Source organism: Tropicimonas omnivorans, assembly GCF_031846565.1.
Classification (GTDB): Bacteria; Pseudomonadota; Alphaproteobacteria; order Rhodobacterales; family Rhodobacteraceae; genus Tropicimonas_B; species Tropicimonas_B omnivorans.
Genome location: NZ_JAVRHL010000001.1, coordinates 917,571 through 932,988, shown reverse-complemented (window position 1 = coordinate 932,988; position 15,418 = coordinate 917,571). Strand labels below are relative to the sequence as shown.

Sequence of the window (15,418 nt, the reverse complement as noted above, 5' to 3'; positions counted from 1 at the left end):
CGCCGCTTGACGGGCGAGACACGCGGGCGGGCGCTTCATGTGGCCCGCCCCGTTCGTTTTCAGCGCATAGCGGGGAGGCATCGCCGTGGCCGATCTGTCCAGACAGCCGCTCCAGGTTCCGCTCATGTATGCCTTTCGCGAGGCGTTCGAAGCGAAGGACGCGAGGAAAGGCGAGCACGAATACCGCGACGGCGCGCGCGTTCTGAGCGACCGCGGCGCGAACCGCAGGCGCGGCGCCAACGAGGCGCAGCTCAAGGCCGATCTCGAGATCGACCTCAACAAGCTGGCCAACACGATCAACCTCGCCGCCGCCGAGGATCTCGGCCCGTTTCCCTACGTTCGCAGATCGATCCTCAATTACGGCGTGGTCGATCTGTCCCTCGTGTCCGAGCACGGCGAGGCGGTGCGCGCCCTGACCCGCGACCTGCGCGAGGCGCTCCTGGCCAACGAGCCCCGCTTCATATCACGAAGCATGGAGATCCGGCTGCACGAGGCGGTGGACGATGTGGATCAGAAGTTCATCTTCGACATCTCCGCCGAGATGGCCTGCCGGCCGGTCGACATTCCGCTCGAATTCATCGCCGAGATCGACGTCGGATCGGGGAAGATCGCCTTCAACAGGATCGGCGGCGCGAAATGAACCGCGAGTTTCTCGAAGCCTACAACCGCGAGCTCGCCATCCTCTACGAGCGTGCCCGGGAGTTCGCGGAGGATTATCCCGGCATCGCGGAGCGTCTGGGCGGCCTGACGGAGGAAAAGCTGGATCCGGGACTGGCCGGGCTTCTGGAGGGCAGCGCGTTTCTCGCCGCGCGGGTGCAGCTCAAGCTGCAATCCGAGTTCTCCACCTTCACCACGAACCTGCTCGACCAGCTCCTGCCCAACTACCTCGCCCCCACCCCGGCGGCGATGATCGTGCAGGCGCGGCCCGATTTCACCGATACGGCGCTGACCGAAGGCGCCTGCCATCCCGCCGGTGCCTATCTCGACGCGACCTATGTCGAGCGCGAACAGCGCGTGTCCTGCCGGTTCCGCCTCTCCGCGCCACTGACCGTCTGGCCCCTGGACATCGACAAGGCGGATTACCTTCCGAGCCCGGGTCCGATCCAGTCCCTCGGCCTCGATGTCCTGCCGGAGACCTCGGCCGGTCTGCGCCTGCGCATCGTGCGGCGCACGGACAACAAGAAGCGCTCCCTCGAAGAGGTCACGAAGATCGGCCGGAAGCCCGCGCTGGTGGACGAGGTGCAGCTCGACGAGCTGCCCGTGCATCTCAACGGCAACCGGCCCGACATGGTCTCCCTCTACGAGCAGCTCTTCGCGAACACCGCCCGGATCACCCTGCGCTACCTCGACAAGGCCGGGGATCCGGTCTTCCTGCCCTGCCCGCCCGGCATGATCGAGCAGATCGGCTTCCGCGAAGAAGAGGCGCTCTTTCCCGAGGACGACAAGATCTTCTCGGGCTTCAACCTCTTGCGCGAATTCTACGTCCTGCCGCAGAAGTTCCTCGGCTTCCGGCTGACCGGGCTCCGGGCGCTCGTGTCCCGCATTCCGGCGCCCGCCTTCGACATCCTGATCGAGTTCGATACCGCCCAGCCCCGCCTCGCGCCGCTGATCGGACCCGACAATTTCCGGCTCTATGCCGTTCCGGCGGTGAACCTCTTCGAGGAACAGTGCAGCAAGGTGAAGCCCGATCCCAGGCACAACGAGTACATCGTCGTGCCGGACAGCGCGCCGTCGGTGAATTACGAGATCCACCGCATCGCCTCCGTCGCCGCCCATTACGCGGGCGTGCGCAAGAAGGTCCGCGTGCACAGGCTCTACTCGCTGCCCGATGCGGAGATCCGGCCGCAGGATGCGCTCTACTACACGATCCGCCGCAGACCCCGGCGCCTGACGGAAAAGGAGCGCCGGTTCGGCTTCGGCGGCGACTACATCGGCACGGAGACGTTCCTGTCCCTCTACGAGCCGGCCGGGCTCGACGACAAGGACAGGGTCCAGCGGCTCCAGGTCACCGCGCTCTGCTCCAACCGGCACCTGACGCAGCAACTGCCCATCGGCCAATCCGCCGTCGATTTCCGGCTGGTGGATGACATGGAGGTCGCGCTGAGCTGCATCTCCGGGCCGACCCTGCCCCGGACCTCGATCGCCCAGATCGAACGCAACGATCCACGCACCGGCAAGCACGGCGAAGTGCTCTGGCGTCTCGTCAACATGCTGTCCTTCAACCACCTGGGCCTGAGCGACCGCGGCGCGGACGACCCGGCCGGGGGCCTTCGGGAGCTTCTGTCGCTCTTCGCAGACGTGGGGGACGCGATCACGGATCGGCAGCTGCGCGGATTCTCCTCCATCACCGCCCGCCCCATCACCCGCTCTCTCAGGCGGCCCGACGGGTTCCATGCAGCGAGAGGCACGGAGGTCACCGTCCGCTTCGACGAACGGGCCTTCGAGGGGGCGGGCATCATGCATATCGGCGCCGTGCTCGACCGGTTCTTCGCCGATTACGCTCATATCAACAGCTTCACCGAGACCGTCCTCGCCTCCGACCAGCGCGGCGAGGTCATGCGCTTCCCGCCCCGTTCCGGCACGGGGCCGCTGCTGTGAGCGCCCCGTCCGAGCCCCGGACCCGCCGCGAGGAGCTTGCGGACGAGCCGTGGCGGTTCGACATCCTCGCCCTCCTGCGGGAGCTGGAGCGGATGCATCCGGACAAGCCCCGCATCGGTCGCGCGCCGGTGATGCGGGAGGAGATCGTTCGGCTTGGGCAGGATCCGTTCTACGAGTTTCCCGCCTCGAACATCCAGTCCGCCGAGTTCGACAAGGACGGGCCGGTGCAACTGCGGGCCCGCTTCCTCGGCTTCTTCGGCCCTCAGGGCGCGCTTCCGCTCCTGACCACACTCGAGGCCTATCGCTGGCAGCAGGGGCGGGACGACAGCTTCGTGCGCTTCGTGGATATCTTCGCCACGCGGCTGATGCAGCTTTTCTTCCGGGCCTGGGCCGATGCCCGGCCCATCGCGCAGTTCGACCGGCCGGACGACGACCGCTTCGCCGATTACGTCGGCTCGATGATCGGCATCGGCACGCCCGACGCGAAGGGCCGGGACAGCATCCCGGACTGCGCAAAGCTGCCCTATGCCGGGCTGATGGCGGGCCGCGTGAAGTCCGCCGCGCGCCTTCAGACGGTGATCCGCGGCATCCTCGGGGTGGAGGCGCGTCTGCGGGAGCGGGTCGGCATGTGGCTCGATTTCGAGCAGAGCGATCTCACCCGCATGGGCCGGACCGGCGCCGAACTGGGGCGGACTACCCATGCCGGCGCGCGGGTCTATTCGATCAACGACAAGGCTGTGATCGAGATCCGGACCACATCCTATGACGAGTACCGCTCCTTCCTGCCCGGCCAGCCCGCCTTTCAACACCTCGCTGACCTCGTGCGCTTCTATCTCGGCGAGACGGTCGATTTCGACGTGGAGCTGACCCTCCCCGCCACCGCGCGTCCGGCCGCCCGGCTCGGCCAGGCGGGACAGCTCGGCTGGACCAGCTGGGCCAATCCCGGGGACGCGGAGCCCGGCGAGAGCATTACCGGCGCCACGTTCAGCCTGCACGAGGCGGCATGACGACGTTTTAGTAGAAGACAAATAACAAACCGACGGGGGATGCATTTATGTCTGAGATCAGCCTGGAGACAGTCGCCGGCAAATTGAACCGGACCGGCTACGACGCCTTCATGAAGGCCCTGCGCCACGCCAAGAACGAGGGCCACCGCAACGTGGAGCTCAGTCACTGGCTCTTGCACATGTTGATGAACGACCGCTCGGACATCACCATCGCCCTGCAGAATTACGGCGTCGATCGCTCCAAGGTGATGATCGAGACGCAGAAGACCATCGACAGCTACAAGCAGAACGTCACGGAGATGCCGGGCTTCTCCTCCCACGTGATCGACCTTTTGGACCGCGGCTGGCACTACGCCACGCTCCTGTTCGGCGAGCCCTCGATCCGCACGGGGCACATGCTGGTGGGGATGCTGAAGGACAAGACGCTCTCCCAGGCGCTGGAGAATACGTCGCCCACCCTCTCGAAACTGGATCCGACCACCGTCGCGAACGATGCCCGCTCCGTCTGGGCCGCCTCCGAGGAGGAGGACATGCGCCCGATGGACGGGTCCGGGCTCGGCGGCGGCGGCGGCGCTGCGCCCGCCGGCGAGGGGGAGGAGCGGCGCGGGACGACGGCGCTCGACCGGTTCTGCATCGACATGACCGCGGATGCCAAGTCCGGCAAGATGGATCCCATCGTGGGCCGCGACGAGGAGATCCGCCAGATCGTCGACATCCTGATGCGGCGCCGGCAGAACAACCCGATCCTCACCGGGGAGGCCGGCGTCGGAAAGACAGCGGTCGTCGAGGGGTTCGCCCAGCGTCTCGCCTCGGGGGATGTGCCGCCACAGCTTCAGGGCGTTCGCCTCCTGTCGCTCGACATCGGCCTGATGCAGGCCGGCGCGTCCATGAAGGGAGAGTTCGAACAGCGCCTCCGGCAGGTGATCGACGAGGTCCAGGGCTCTCCGACCCCCATCATCCTCTTCGTGGACGAGGCCCATACCCTGATCGGCGCCGGTGGCGCGGCCGGGACCGGGGACGCGGCGAACCTCATGAAGCCCGCCCTCGCCAGGGGTACGCTGAGGACGATCGGCGCGACGACGTGGATGGAGTACCAGAAGTACTTCGAGAAGGACCCCGCCCTCACCCGCCGCTTCCAGCCGATCACCATCGACGAGCCGGACGTGGACCGATGCTGCTACATGCTGCGCGGAATCATGGGGCCGATGGAGAAGCACCACGGCGTGCGCATCTCGGACGAGGCCATCGTCGCCGCGGTCCAGCTGTCCCACCGCTACATCCCGGCCCGCCAGCTCCCCGACAAGGCGGTCTCCCTGCTCGACACGGCGGCCGCCCGCGTGGCCATCTCGCAGAGCACGACGCCAGCGATCATCGCCGATGCACAAGCCAGGATCGACAGCCTGACCAAGGAGCTGACCGCCAAGGAGCGGCAGGCCGATCTCGGTGAGGTCGCCGAAGACCGGATCGCCGAGATCAGGGAGGAGCTGAAAGCCACCGAGGCGGAGCTGGACGACTTCAGGGCCATGTACGAGGCGGAGAAGGCCGTGGTGGCGGATGTGCTGGAGCTGCGTGCGCGGCTGACCGGGGACGCGAGCGCAGCAGGGCTTCCGGTCGACCGGAACCCCGCCGCCGATCCCGAAAGCCCCTCCGCGCCGGAGCCTGACCAGACCCCGCCGCCGCGCGCCGCCGAGGAGGAGGCCGCGCCGGCCCAGCCGATGGCCGACGCCCCCGGCGATGCCGCGGCGGAGGCGCCACAGATCGATCCGGCGCTCGCCGCCCCCGCCTCGGAGGAGGATGCCGAGGCCCTGCGCAGCGCGCTTGCGGCCAGGGTCTCGGAGCTGGAGAGCCGCGATCCCGACGAGCGGATGATCTACGCCCACGTGGATGCGCAGGCCGTCGCCTCCGTCGTCGGCGACTGGACCGGCATCCCCGTCGGGCGCATGGTGACGGACGAGGTGCAGGCGATCCTCACCCTCGCCGACCGCCTTCAGGAGCGCGTCGTCGGTCAGGATCATGGCCTGAAGATGATCGCGAAACGGATCGAGACGAACCGCGCCAAGCTCGACAATCCCGACAAGCCCATCGGCGTCTTCATGCTCGCCGGCCCCTCCGGCGTCGGCAAGACGGAGACGGCGCTGGCCCTGGCCGAGGCGATCTACGGTGGCGAACAGAACGTCATCACCATCAACATGAGCGAATTCCAGGAGGCGCATTCGGTCTCCCTCCTGAAGGGCGCGCCTCCGGGCTATGTCGGCTACGGCGAGGGCGGGCGTCTGACGGAGGCGGTACGGCGCAAGCCCTATTCAGTGGTCCTGCTCGACGAGGTCGAGAAGGCGCATCCCGACGTTCACGAACTCTTCTTCCAGGTCTTCGACAAGGGCAGGATGGAAGACGGCACCGGCAGGGAGATCGACTTCAAGAACACGCTGATCCTGTTGACCTCCAATGCCGGGACGGACGTCATCATGGACCTGACGGCCCGCGGCGCCGCGCGTCCGGACCCCGACGCGCTGGCCGAGGCGCTTCGTCCCGCGCTGCTCGACGTCTTCCCGCCGGCGCTTCTGGGGCGGATCGTGACGATCCCCTACTACCCGCTCTCGTCGGACGTGATCGGCATGATCACGCGCCTCAAGCTCGGCTCCATCGTCAAGCGGGTGAAGGCGAACCACGGCGCGACGATGAGCTTCTCGGACGCAGTGATCGAAGAGATCGTGGGCAAGTGCCAGGATCCCGATTCGGGCGGCCGGATGATCGACAACATCATCACCAATTCCATCCTGCCCGACCTGTCCCGCCAGATCCTCAACAAGGCCGTCGCCGGCGAGGAGATCAGGGAGGTGAAGGTGGATACCGGCGAAGGCGGCTTCACCTACGCGCTCACCTGAAAGGAGGAGGCCGGGGGCACCCGCCCCCCGCCTTGCCGCGACGGCCCGCGGGTGGCGGGCGCCCCGGCCGTCCCGGGCTCTCGCCTGCCCCATCCTTTACGAGATTGTCACGCCTTCCTCATCGCCCTGTCATACTGGGCTGTCAGGGCTGCAAGCGGCCCCGGCATTCCCTCCGGACGGGGCCGCAGACGTTCCCCGATGTGTGCATTTCAAGCATGATAAAGGCGCCCCTGATCCGGGGGCGTCTTCTTTGCCGCACATACCGTGCGCGGAACTTTAAGTCGCCTCCGGGCTAGTTTCGGCCTTCGTTCCAGCTAAGACGTGTCCCATGACAGACGCTGCGCCTACTGCCTTCGAGCCCGATCCGTCCAACCTTCGCTCCATCCGCACGGCGCTGGGGCATTTCGGTACGGGCGTCACCATCGTCACCTGCGCCGCGCCGGACGGCCCGCTCGCGATGACGGCGAACAGCTTCGCCTCCGTGTCGCTGGAGCCGCCGCTCGTCCTGTGGTCCCCGGCCCGCAAGAGCGCCCGGCACGACCCGTTCGTCGAGGCCCGGCATTTCGCCGTCCACGTCCTGAAGGACGACCAGGAAGACCTGGCCCGCCGTGCCGCCGCCTCCGGGCGGGACTTCGACGGGATCGAGCTGCAACACGGCGCGGCCGGAACGCCCCTTCTGCCCGACTGCCTCGCCCGCTTCGAATGCCTGCACTACGCGGCTCACCCCGCCGGCGATCACACCATCGTTCTCGGCCAGATCGAGAAGGTCACCCTCGGGACGGGCACCCCGCTTCTGTTCGCGCAAGGCGCCTTCGGTCGCTTCGCCGAATGGCAATAAAGTGGGCAACGTCGGGACCTTGCCTAAAATTTGTGCACCGGCGATGCGTCCTCGTGCCTTGCCTCGCCATGCGCTCCGAACGGCACAAATCCGCCCCGATCGCTCACTGAGGCCTTGCATCGCGGGCCTTGGCACAGTGAAAAGCATCTAATCCGAGACAAATCCCGTGCTCCTGCCCGTTTGCGATAACCGGCCGGAAACTCGTATAGTAAATAATCCCCCAGCGCGGACATCGTGCCGCCCTGACCGGAGAGACCAATGCCACATACCGAATTTCGCTCCGAGATTCTCCGCCACCTGACCTATACGCTGGGCAAGGAAGCCGAGATGGCGACCCGGTACGACTGGCGCATGGCGCTGTCCTACACCGTCAGGGACCGGATCACCGAAAGCTGGCACGACGCGATGCGCACGTCCCGGGATGGCAGGATGAAGCGCGTCTACTACCTCTCGATGGAGTTCCTGATCGGACGCCTCCTCGAGGACGCGGTCGTGAACCTTCGCCTCGACAAGCAGGCCGAAGCCGCGATGCTGGACCTCGGCGTCGATTACGACGCCGTCGTCGCGACGGAGCCGGATGCCGCGCTCGGCAATGGCGGTCTCGGGCGTCTCGCCGCCTGTTTCCTGGAATCGCTCTCAACGATCGGGACACCCGCCATCGGTTACGGCATCCGGTACGAGCACGGCCTCTTCCGCCAGACCTTCGAGAACGGTCGCCAGATGGAAGAGCCGGAGGACTGGCTCTCCCAGCGGCACGCCTGGGAATTCGAGCGTCCGGACGTCGCTTTCGAGATCGGCTTCGGCGGCGAGGTCCACGAGGAGAACGGTCGCTGCATCTGGACCCCTGCGGAGCATGTCATCGCCTCCGCCCACGACACCCCCGTCGTCGGCTGGCAGGGCAGCTGGTCCAATACCCTGCGTCTCTGGGAAGCGAGGGCCGCCCACGCGTTCGACCTCGCGGCGTTCAACGCCGGCCGCTACGTCGCCGCGGCCGAACCCGGAACGCTGGCCCGGACCATCTCTCGCGTGCTCTACCCCGACGACACGACGGAGCAGGGCAAGGAGCTGCGTCTCAAGCAGGAATATTTCTTCACCGCCGCCTCCCTGCGGGACATCCTCGCCCGGTTCGAGCGCGAGCATGACGACATCGCGCTCCTCCCCGAGAAGGTTGCGATCCAGCTCAACGACACGCATCCCGCCATCGCCGGGCCGGAGCTCGTTCGCCTCCTGCATGACGAGCGGGGCATCGAGTTCAACGCCTCGGTGGACCTCGCCCGCCGCTGCCTGAACTACACGAACCACACGCTTCTGCCCGAGGCGCTGGAGCGCTGGTCCGAGGGGCTGATGGGCCGCCTCCTGCCGCGCCACCTCGCCCTCATCGCGCGGATCGACGAATGGCATGCGCGCCTGAACCCGGGCCGCACCGTCACGGCCCTGGAGCACGGGCAGGTGAAGATGGGCGAACTCAGCTTCATCATGGCCAATCGCGTGAACGGCGTCTCCGCGCTGCACACGGAGCTGATGAAGAAGACGGTCTTCTCCGAACTGCACGCGCTGCACCCCGAACGGATCGTCAACCAGACCAACGGCGTCACGCCGCGGCGCTGGGTCCTGTCCTCCAATCCGCGGCTCTCCGCGCTGACGACCGATCGCATCGGAGAGGGCTGGGTCGACGACCTGGAGCAGCTCAGCCGCCTCGAGGACCACGTGGACGATCCCGCCTTCCTCGACGCCTATTCCGCGGCGAAGCGCGCCAACAAGGAAGACCTCGCGGCCTGGGTCAAGGATAGTCTCGGCGAGAAGATCGACCCCGCTGCCATGTTCGATATCCAGATCAAGCGCCTGCACGAGTACAAGCGCCAGCACCTCAACATCATCGAGACCGTCGCGCTCTGGCAGGAGATCCGGGACAATCCGAACGCGGACTGGACCCCGAGGGTCAAGATCTTCGCCGGCAAGGCGGCGCCCGGCTACGTCTTCGCCAAGGAGATCATCCACCTGATCAACGACGTCGGCCGCGTGCTGAATGCCGATTCGGTGACCAGCAAGTTCCTCAAGGTGATCTACCCGCCGAACTACAACGTGACGCTGGCCGAGCGCCTGATCCCTGCCGCGGACCTGTCGGAACAGATTTCGACGGCCGGCAAGGAAGCCTCCGGCACCGGCAACATGAAATTCGCCCTCAACGGCGCGCTGACCGTCGGCACGCTCGATGGCGCGAACGTGGAGATCCGCGAACGGGTCGGTGCCGACAACTTCTTCCTCTTCGGGATGACCGCCGAGGAGGTCGTGGAGCGACGCCGCGTCGAGAACCATGCCGCCCGGGCCGTCGCCGATGATCCGCGCCTAGCGCGGGCGCTGGAGGCCATCCGCTCCGGCGTCTTCTCCCCCGAGGAGCCGGACCGGTATCACGGCGTCGTCGCGAACGTCACGGGGCCGGACTACTTCCTCGTCTCGTCCGATTTCTCCGATTACTGGCGCGCCCAGCGCGAGGTCGATGCCGCGTATCGCGACACCGCCGCCTGGACCCGCGCCGCCGCACTCAACACCGCCCGGTCGGGCTGGTTCTCCTCCGACCGGACGATCCGCGGCTACATGGCCGATATCTGGGACATCCGCTCCAGCCGCGCTTTCGCGACAGCCGCGGAGTAGAACGCGGCAGCCCCGGCGCCCTCAGGGCTCCGGGGCGTGACCTCGCAGGGTAGAGCCGGTCCGGTGCCGAAATCAGGGCCGGGCCGACCGGGCGCGAAGCGCCCTTCGGCGCGCGACGATATCGAGGGCGCCGCCGGCCCTATCGGCCATCCGGGTGGGGTCCGGCTGTTTCCCGCACACCATGACGCGAAGGCGCGACGCCGGGGGCGAGACGCAGGTTCGTCGCCTCCGCCCGCCTAAGTATCCTGACGCGCAAGGTGCAGCTCCGCGCAGCGGGCACCTCCGTTGCCCCTTGCCTGCTGGCCTTTTTGCCCGGTGACGACCCCGATCCGGCGGCCCCGCGCCGGTAGATGGCGGCGAGAGGTGGTCCCGTGGGGCTTGCACCTGCGCCTCAATCCCCGGCACCTTCGTAGAAATATTTGCCTGTTCCCCACAGGAACCGCCCCGGTTTCTTGATGTTGGCTCGGCGAAGGATAGCGTTGGACCATGGCCAAGACACAGAATTCACACCCCGCCTCCGCCGCCTCGCCCGAGGCGCACCGCAGCATTATCGAAGGACGCTCCGACGATCCGTTCGCCGTGCTCGGTCCACACGGGTCCGGCACGGACAGGACGGTGACGGCATTCGATCCGGGCGCCGCATCGCTTGCGGCCGTCGCCCGAGGAACGTCGCATCCGCTGGAGCCCGTGGAAGGCGCGGAGGGGCTCTTCCGCGGTCCCGTTCCGGACGGCGACTACACCCTCAGGGGCACAGGGCCCGGCGGGGAGACGTGGGACGTCGAGGACCCCTATCGCTTCGGTCCCGTCATGGGGGAGATGGACGAGTATCTCCTCGGCGAGGGCACGCATCAGCGTATCTGGCAGGTCCTCGGGGCCCACGTCTTGGAGCATGAAGGCACGCGCGGCACGCATTTCGCGGTCTGGGCGCCAAGTGCGCGGCGGGTCTCGGTGGTCGGCGAGTTCAACGCATGGGACGGCCGGCGCGCCCAGATGCGCCGCCGGGGATCGACCGGCGTGTGGGAGATTTTCCTGCCCGGTATCGGCGAGGGCGCTGCCTACAAGTACGAGATTGTCGGCGCCGAGGGCCAGCTTCAGCCCCTGAAAGCGGACCCGGTGGGCTTCGGCTCGGAGCATCCGCCGCAGACGTCGTCCATCGTTCGCGACATCACCGGCTACGGCTGGCACGATCAGGACTGGATGGACAGCCGCGAGGGCCGCAACGGTCGCTCCGCCCCGATCTCCATCTACGAGGCTCACCTTGGGTCCTGGAAGCGCATCGCGGAGGAGGGCAAGCGGCCGCTGTCCTACAAGGAAGCCGCCGAACAGTTCGTCGATTACGTCCATGACATGGGCTTCACCCATATCGAGCTGATGCCGGTCAGCGAGCATCCCTTCGACGGCTCCTGGGGCTATCAGCCGGTCGGTCTCTTCGCGCCGACGATCCGCCACGGTCCTCCGCACGAATTCCGCGACCTCGTGGATGCCGCGCACCGCAAGGGCATCGGCATGATCCTCGACTGGGTGCCCGGGCACTTCCCGTCGGACAAGCATGGGCTGGAGCGTTTCGACGGCACCGCGCTTTACGAACATGCCGACCCGCGGGAGGGCTTCCACCAGGACTGGAATACCCTGATCTACAATTACGGTCGGATCGAGGTCTGCAACTTCCTCGTCTCCAACGCCCTCTACTGGCTCGAGGAATACCACGTCGACGGGCTGCGCGTGGATGCCGTCGCCTCCATGCTCTACCGCGATTACTCGCGGGCCGAAGGAGAATGGGTGCCGAACAAGGATGGCGGGCGCGAGAATTACGAAGCCATCGCCATGCTTCAGAAGATGAACACGATGACCTACGGCGAGACCGAGGGCGTGATGACGGTCGCGGAGGAGAGCACGTCCTATCCGGGCGTCTCCGCGCCTGTCCATACGGGCGGCCTCGGCTTCGGGTACAAGTGGAACATGGGCTGGATGAACGACACGCTCAGCTACATGGCAAAGGATCCGCTCTACCGGAAGCATCATCACCACCAGATGACCTTCGGCCTGCACTACGCATTCTCGGAGAACTTCATCCTGCCGATCAGCCACGACGAGGTCGTGCACGGCAAGGGCTCCATGCTGACGAAGATGCCGGGCAGCGAGGCGGAGAAGCTCGCCAACCTGCGCGCCTATTACGGGTTCATGTGGGGGCATCCGGGCAAGAAGCTGCTCTTCATGGGTAGCGAGTTCGCGCAGCCGACCGAGTGGAACCATAGCTCCCAGCTCGATTGGGAGACCGCCTCCAAGCCGCAGCATGAGGGCATCCGTCGCCTCGTCCGCGATCTGAACACGCTCTACCGCGCGGAGCCGTCGCTTCACGCACGGGACTGCGAGGAGGATGGGTTCCAGTGGATCGAGGCGAATGACGCCGACAACTCCACCTTCGCCTGGGTCCGCCGCAATTTCGACGCCTCGCCCGAAGTGGTGGTGGTCAGCAACTTCACGCCCGTCGAACGGCCCGAATACCGCGTCGGCCTGCCCGCCGCGGGCAAGTGGCGCGAGGCGATGAACACCGACGCCGGTGTCTACGGCGGCAGCAACCGGGGGAACATGGGGGGCGTGACCGCCAAACCCGGCGACTGGCAGGGCCAGCCCGCCAGCGCCACGATGGTGCTTCCCCCGCTGAGCACGGTCATCCTCGTCAGGGAGGGATGAGGAGATCCGACGGTCCAAGGGTAAACGGTACGGGGGGAGACCTATGACACCCAGCACACAGCGCCTCAGCGCGCGATCGATGGCGTTCGTCCTCGCGGGCGGACGCGGCAGCCGGCTCAAGGAGCTGACGGACCGGCGCGCCAAGCCGGCGGTCTATTTCGGCGGCAAGACGCGCATCGTGGACTTCGCGCTGTCGAACGCGCTGAACTCCGGCATCCGCAAGATGGCGATCGCGACGCAGTACAAGGCACACAGCCTGATCCGTCACTGCCAGCGCGGGTGGTCCTTCTTCCGCGCCGAGCGGAACGAGTATCTCGATATCCTGCCCGCCTCGCAGCAGATGTCCGAGACGGACTGGTATCGCGGCACGGCGGACGCCGTCTCCCAGAACATCGCGATCATCGACAGCTACGACATCGAGTACATCGTGATCCTCGCCGGGGATCACATCTACAAGATGGATTACGAGGTGATGCTGCAGGAGCACGTGGACAGCGGCGCCGACGTGACCGTCGGCTGCCTGACCGTGCCGCGCGAGGAGGCGTCCGCCTTCGGCGTGATGGCGGTGGACGAGAATCTGCGCATCACCTCCTTCCTCGAAAAGCCGAAGGATCCGCCGGGAATGCCGGGGGATGACACCCAGACCCTCGCCTCGATGGGGATCTACGTCTTCAAGTGGTCGCTCCTGCGGGACCTGCTCGTCGGCGATTCTGAGGACAGCAACAGCAGCCACGATTTCGGCAACGACATCATCCCGGAGCTTGTGAAGAACGGGAAGGCGCAGGCCCACCGGTTCACCGACAGCTGCGTGCGCCATGCCGAGGATGCGCCGGCTTACTGGCGGGACGTCGGCACCATCGACGCGTTCTGGAAGGCGAATATCGACCTCACCAATTTCACGCCCGATCTCGATCTCTGGGACAAGAACTGGCCGATCTGGACGTATTCGGAGATCGTGCCGCCCGCCAAGTTCATCCACGACGAGGAGGACCGCCGCGGTCACGCGATCTCCTCACTCGTGGCGGGGGGCTGCATCATCTCGGGCACCGAGATCCGGGAGAGCCTGCTCTTCACCAAGGTGCGGACCAGTTCCTACGCTTCGCTGGAGCGGAGCGTCGTGCTTCCCCGGGCCATCATCAACCGCAAGGCGCGCCTGAAGAACTGCGTGATCGACAGCGGCGTGGAAATTCCCGCCGGTCTCGTCATCGGAGAGGATCCCGAAGCGGACGCGAAGCATTTCCGCGTCTCGGATGGCGGGGTGACGCTGATTACCAAGTCGATGGTCGACGCATGGTCGAGAGCGCAATGATGAACGTCCTGTCCGTCACGTCCGAATGCGCGCCGCTGGTGAAGACCGGCGGCCTTGCGGACGTGGCCGGCGCCCTGCCCCACGCCCTCCTCTCCGAGGACGTGCGGATGCGAACGATCCTGCCGGGGTACCGCTCGGTGATGGAGGCGCTGGGGGACGCCCGCGAGGTGCTTACGGGTGCGGATGTCTTCGGTGGCACCGCGCGCATACTTGAGGGAACGGCGTCGGGGCTCGACGTCTTCGTCGTGGATGCGCCGCATCTCTATGACCGGGACGGCTCTCCCTATCTCGATGCCGAGGGGCGGGACTGGGAGGACAACCCCGAGCGCTTCGCAGCTCTCTGCCGCCTTGCCGCTCGGATCGCGGCCGAGGGGGCCGGCGACTGGCGGCCGGATGTCGTGCATCTCCATGACTGGCAGGCCGGCCTCACCCCGCTCTACCTGCGGGGCCACGGCCCGGACACACCGCCTTGCGTCACCACGATCCACAACGTCGCGTTCCACGGCATCGCCTCCCCCGACAAGCTGGACCGCCTCGGCCTGCCGCGGGAGCTGTTCACGCCAGAGGGCTACGAGTTCTACGGCCAGATCAGCGCGCTGAAGGCGGCCCTCGTCTACTCGGACAAGCTGACCACCGTTTCGCCTTCCTATGCCCGGGAGCTCCTGTCGCCGGAGTTCGGCATGGGGCTGGACGGGGTCCTGCGCAACCGCGCCTCGGATCTCTACGGCATCCTCAACGGGATCGACACCGCCGCATGGGATCCGGCCCGGGACCCCGCCATTCCCACCTTCAAGGCGCCCCGCGGCAAGGCGAAGGCCCGCGCCCGGCTGATCGAGGAGATGGGGCTGGACCCCGAGGCGCCCGGCCCCCTCGCCGTCGTCGTCTCCCGCCTGAGCGGCCAGAAGGGGCTAGACCTGCTGCTCGAGGCGCTCCCCGCGCTTCTCGCCCGCGGCGGCCAGCTTGCGCTCCTGGGTTCCGGGGACGCGGCGCTGGAACATGCCTTCCGCGAGGCGGCGGCGGCTGATCCGCGCGTGGCCGTCCATATCGGGTACGACGAGGCGATGTCCCACCGGATGATCGCCGGGGGCGATGCGATCCTCGTTCCCTCCCGTTTCGAGCCCTGCGGTCTTACGCAGCTCTACGGACTGCGCTACGGCACCGTTCCGGTGGTCGCCCTGACCGGCGGGCTCGCCGACACGGTCATTCCGGCCAACGCCGCCGCCCTTCAGGCCGGTGCGGCGACCGGACTTCAGTTCCACCCCATCACGGCGCCCGCCCTCGAAGGCGCCCTGAGCCAGCTCTGCGATCTTCATTCCGATCCCGACACATGGGGCCGGATACAGCGCAATGCGATGAAACACCCGGTCGGCTGGGGGCCCTCGGCGGCTGCCTATGCCGCCCTCTACAAAGGAATGGCACGAGCATCGTGACCCAG

General features: G+C 67.0%; 9 protein-coding genes. All 9 read left to right on the top strand.

Annotation, left to right across the window (positions count from 1 at the left end; translation table 11 throughout):
• Window positions 1-85 precede the first annotated feature (85 nt).
• A complete protein-coding gene (locus tag RM543_RS04510; RefSeq protein ID WP_311689688.1) occupies window positions 86-640 on the top strand; it encodes a type VI secretion system baseplate subunit TssE in 555 nt (184 codons plus the stop codon).
• On the top strand, window positions 637-2,598 hold the full coding sequence (gene tssF, locus RM543_RS04505) for a type VI secretion system baseplate subunit TssF (RefSeq protein ID WP_311689687.1): 1,962 nt from the start codon (window positions 637-639) through the stop codon (window positions 2,596-2,598). The genes RM543_RS04510 and tssF overlap by 4 nt, the downstream gene beginning before the upstream one ends.
• Window positions 2,595-3,605, top strand: a complete 1,011-nt coding sequence (tssG, locus tag RM543_RS04500; RefSeq protein ID WP_311689686.1) for a type VI secretion system baseplate subunit TssG — start codon at window positions 2,595-2,597, stop codon at window positions 3,603-3,605. The genes tssF and tssG overlap by 4 nt, the downstream gene beginning before the upstream one ends.
• Window positions 3,606-3,652: 47 nt before the next feature.
• Window positions 3,653-6,490: a type VI secretion system ATPase TssH gene (tssH, locus tag RM543_RS04495; RefSeq protein WP_311689685.1), complete on the top strand. Its 2,838-nt coding sequence runs from the start codon at window positions 3,653-3,655 to the stop codon at window positions 6,488-6,490.
• A 328-nt stretch (window positions 6,491-6,818) separates the two neighbouring features.
• Complete coding sequence (locus tag RM543_RS04490; RefSeq protein WP_311689684.1) at window positions 6,819-7,328, top strand: flavin reductase family protein; 510 nt, start codon at window positions 6,819-6,821, stop codon at window positions 7,326-7,328.
• A 258-nt stretch (window positions 7,329-7,586) separates the two neighbouring features.
• Window positions 7,587-9,980: a glycogen/starch/alpha-glucan phosphorylase gene (locus RM543_RS04485; protein WP_311689683.1), complete on the top strand. Its 2,394-nt coding sequence runs from the start codon at window positions 7,587-7,589 to the stop codon at window positions 9,978-9,980.
• 486 nt (window positions 9,981-10,466) lie between these two features.
• Window positions 10,467-12,674, top strand: coding sequence for a 1,4-alpha-glucan branching protein GlgB (gene glgB / locus RM543_RS04480; RefSeq protein WP_311689682.1), 2,208 nt, complete (start codon window positions 10,467-10,469; stop codon window positions 12,672-12,674).
• Window positions 12,675-12,717: 43 nt separating this feature from the next.
• Window positions 12,718-13,983 (top strand): glucose-1-phosphate adenylyltransferase, encoded by a 1,266-nt coding sequence (gene glgC / locus RM543_RS04475; protein WP_311689681.1) that lies wholly within the window; start codon window positions 12,718-12,720, stop codon window positions 13,981-13,983.
• Window positions 13,980-15,413 (top strand): glycogen synthase GlgA, encoded by a 1,434-nt coding sequence (glgA, locus tag RM543_RS04470; protein WP_311689865.1) that lies wholly within the window; start codon window positions 13,980-13,982, stop codon window positions 15,411-15,413. Before glgC ends, glgA begins: the two co-directional genes overlap by 4 nt.
• Window positions 15,414-15,418: the final 5 nt, after the last annotated feature.

What these genes read in the sequence shown, in the direction of transcription:
- glgB (WP_311689682.1), top strand. Translation starts at nt 10,467, where the DNA reads ATGGCCAAGACACAGAATTCACACCCCGCCTCCGCCGCCTCGCCCGAG.
- tssF (WP_311689687.1), top strand. Translation starts at nt 637, where the DNA reads ATGAACCGCGAGTTTCTCGAAGCCTACAACCGCGAGCTCGCCATCCTC.
- RM543_RS04490 (WP_311689684.1), top strand. Translation starts at nt 6,819, where the DNA reads ATGACAGACGCTGCGCCTACTGCCTTCGAGCCCGATCCGTCCAACCTT.
- tssH (WP_311689685.1), top strand. Translation starts at nt 3,653, where the DNA reads ATGTCTGAGATCAGCCTGGAGACAGTCGCCGGCAAATTGAACCGGACC.
- glgC (WP_311689681.1), top strand. Translation starts at nt 12,718, where the DNA reads ATGACACCCAGCACACAGCGCCTCAGCGCGCGATCGATGGCGTTCGTC.
- RM543_RS04485 (WP_311689683.1), top strand. Translation starts at nt 7,587, where the DNA reads ATGCCACATACCGAATTTCGCTCCGAGATTCTCCGCCACCTGACCTAT.
- glgA (WP_311689865.1), top strand. Translation starts at nt 13,980, where the DNA reads ATGATGAACGTCCTGTCCGTCACGTCCGAATGCGCGCCGCTGGTGAAG.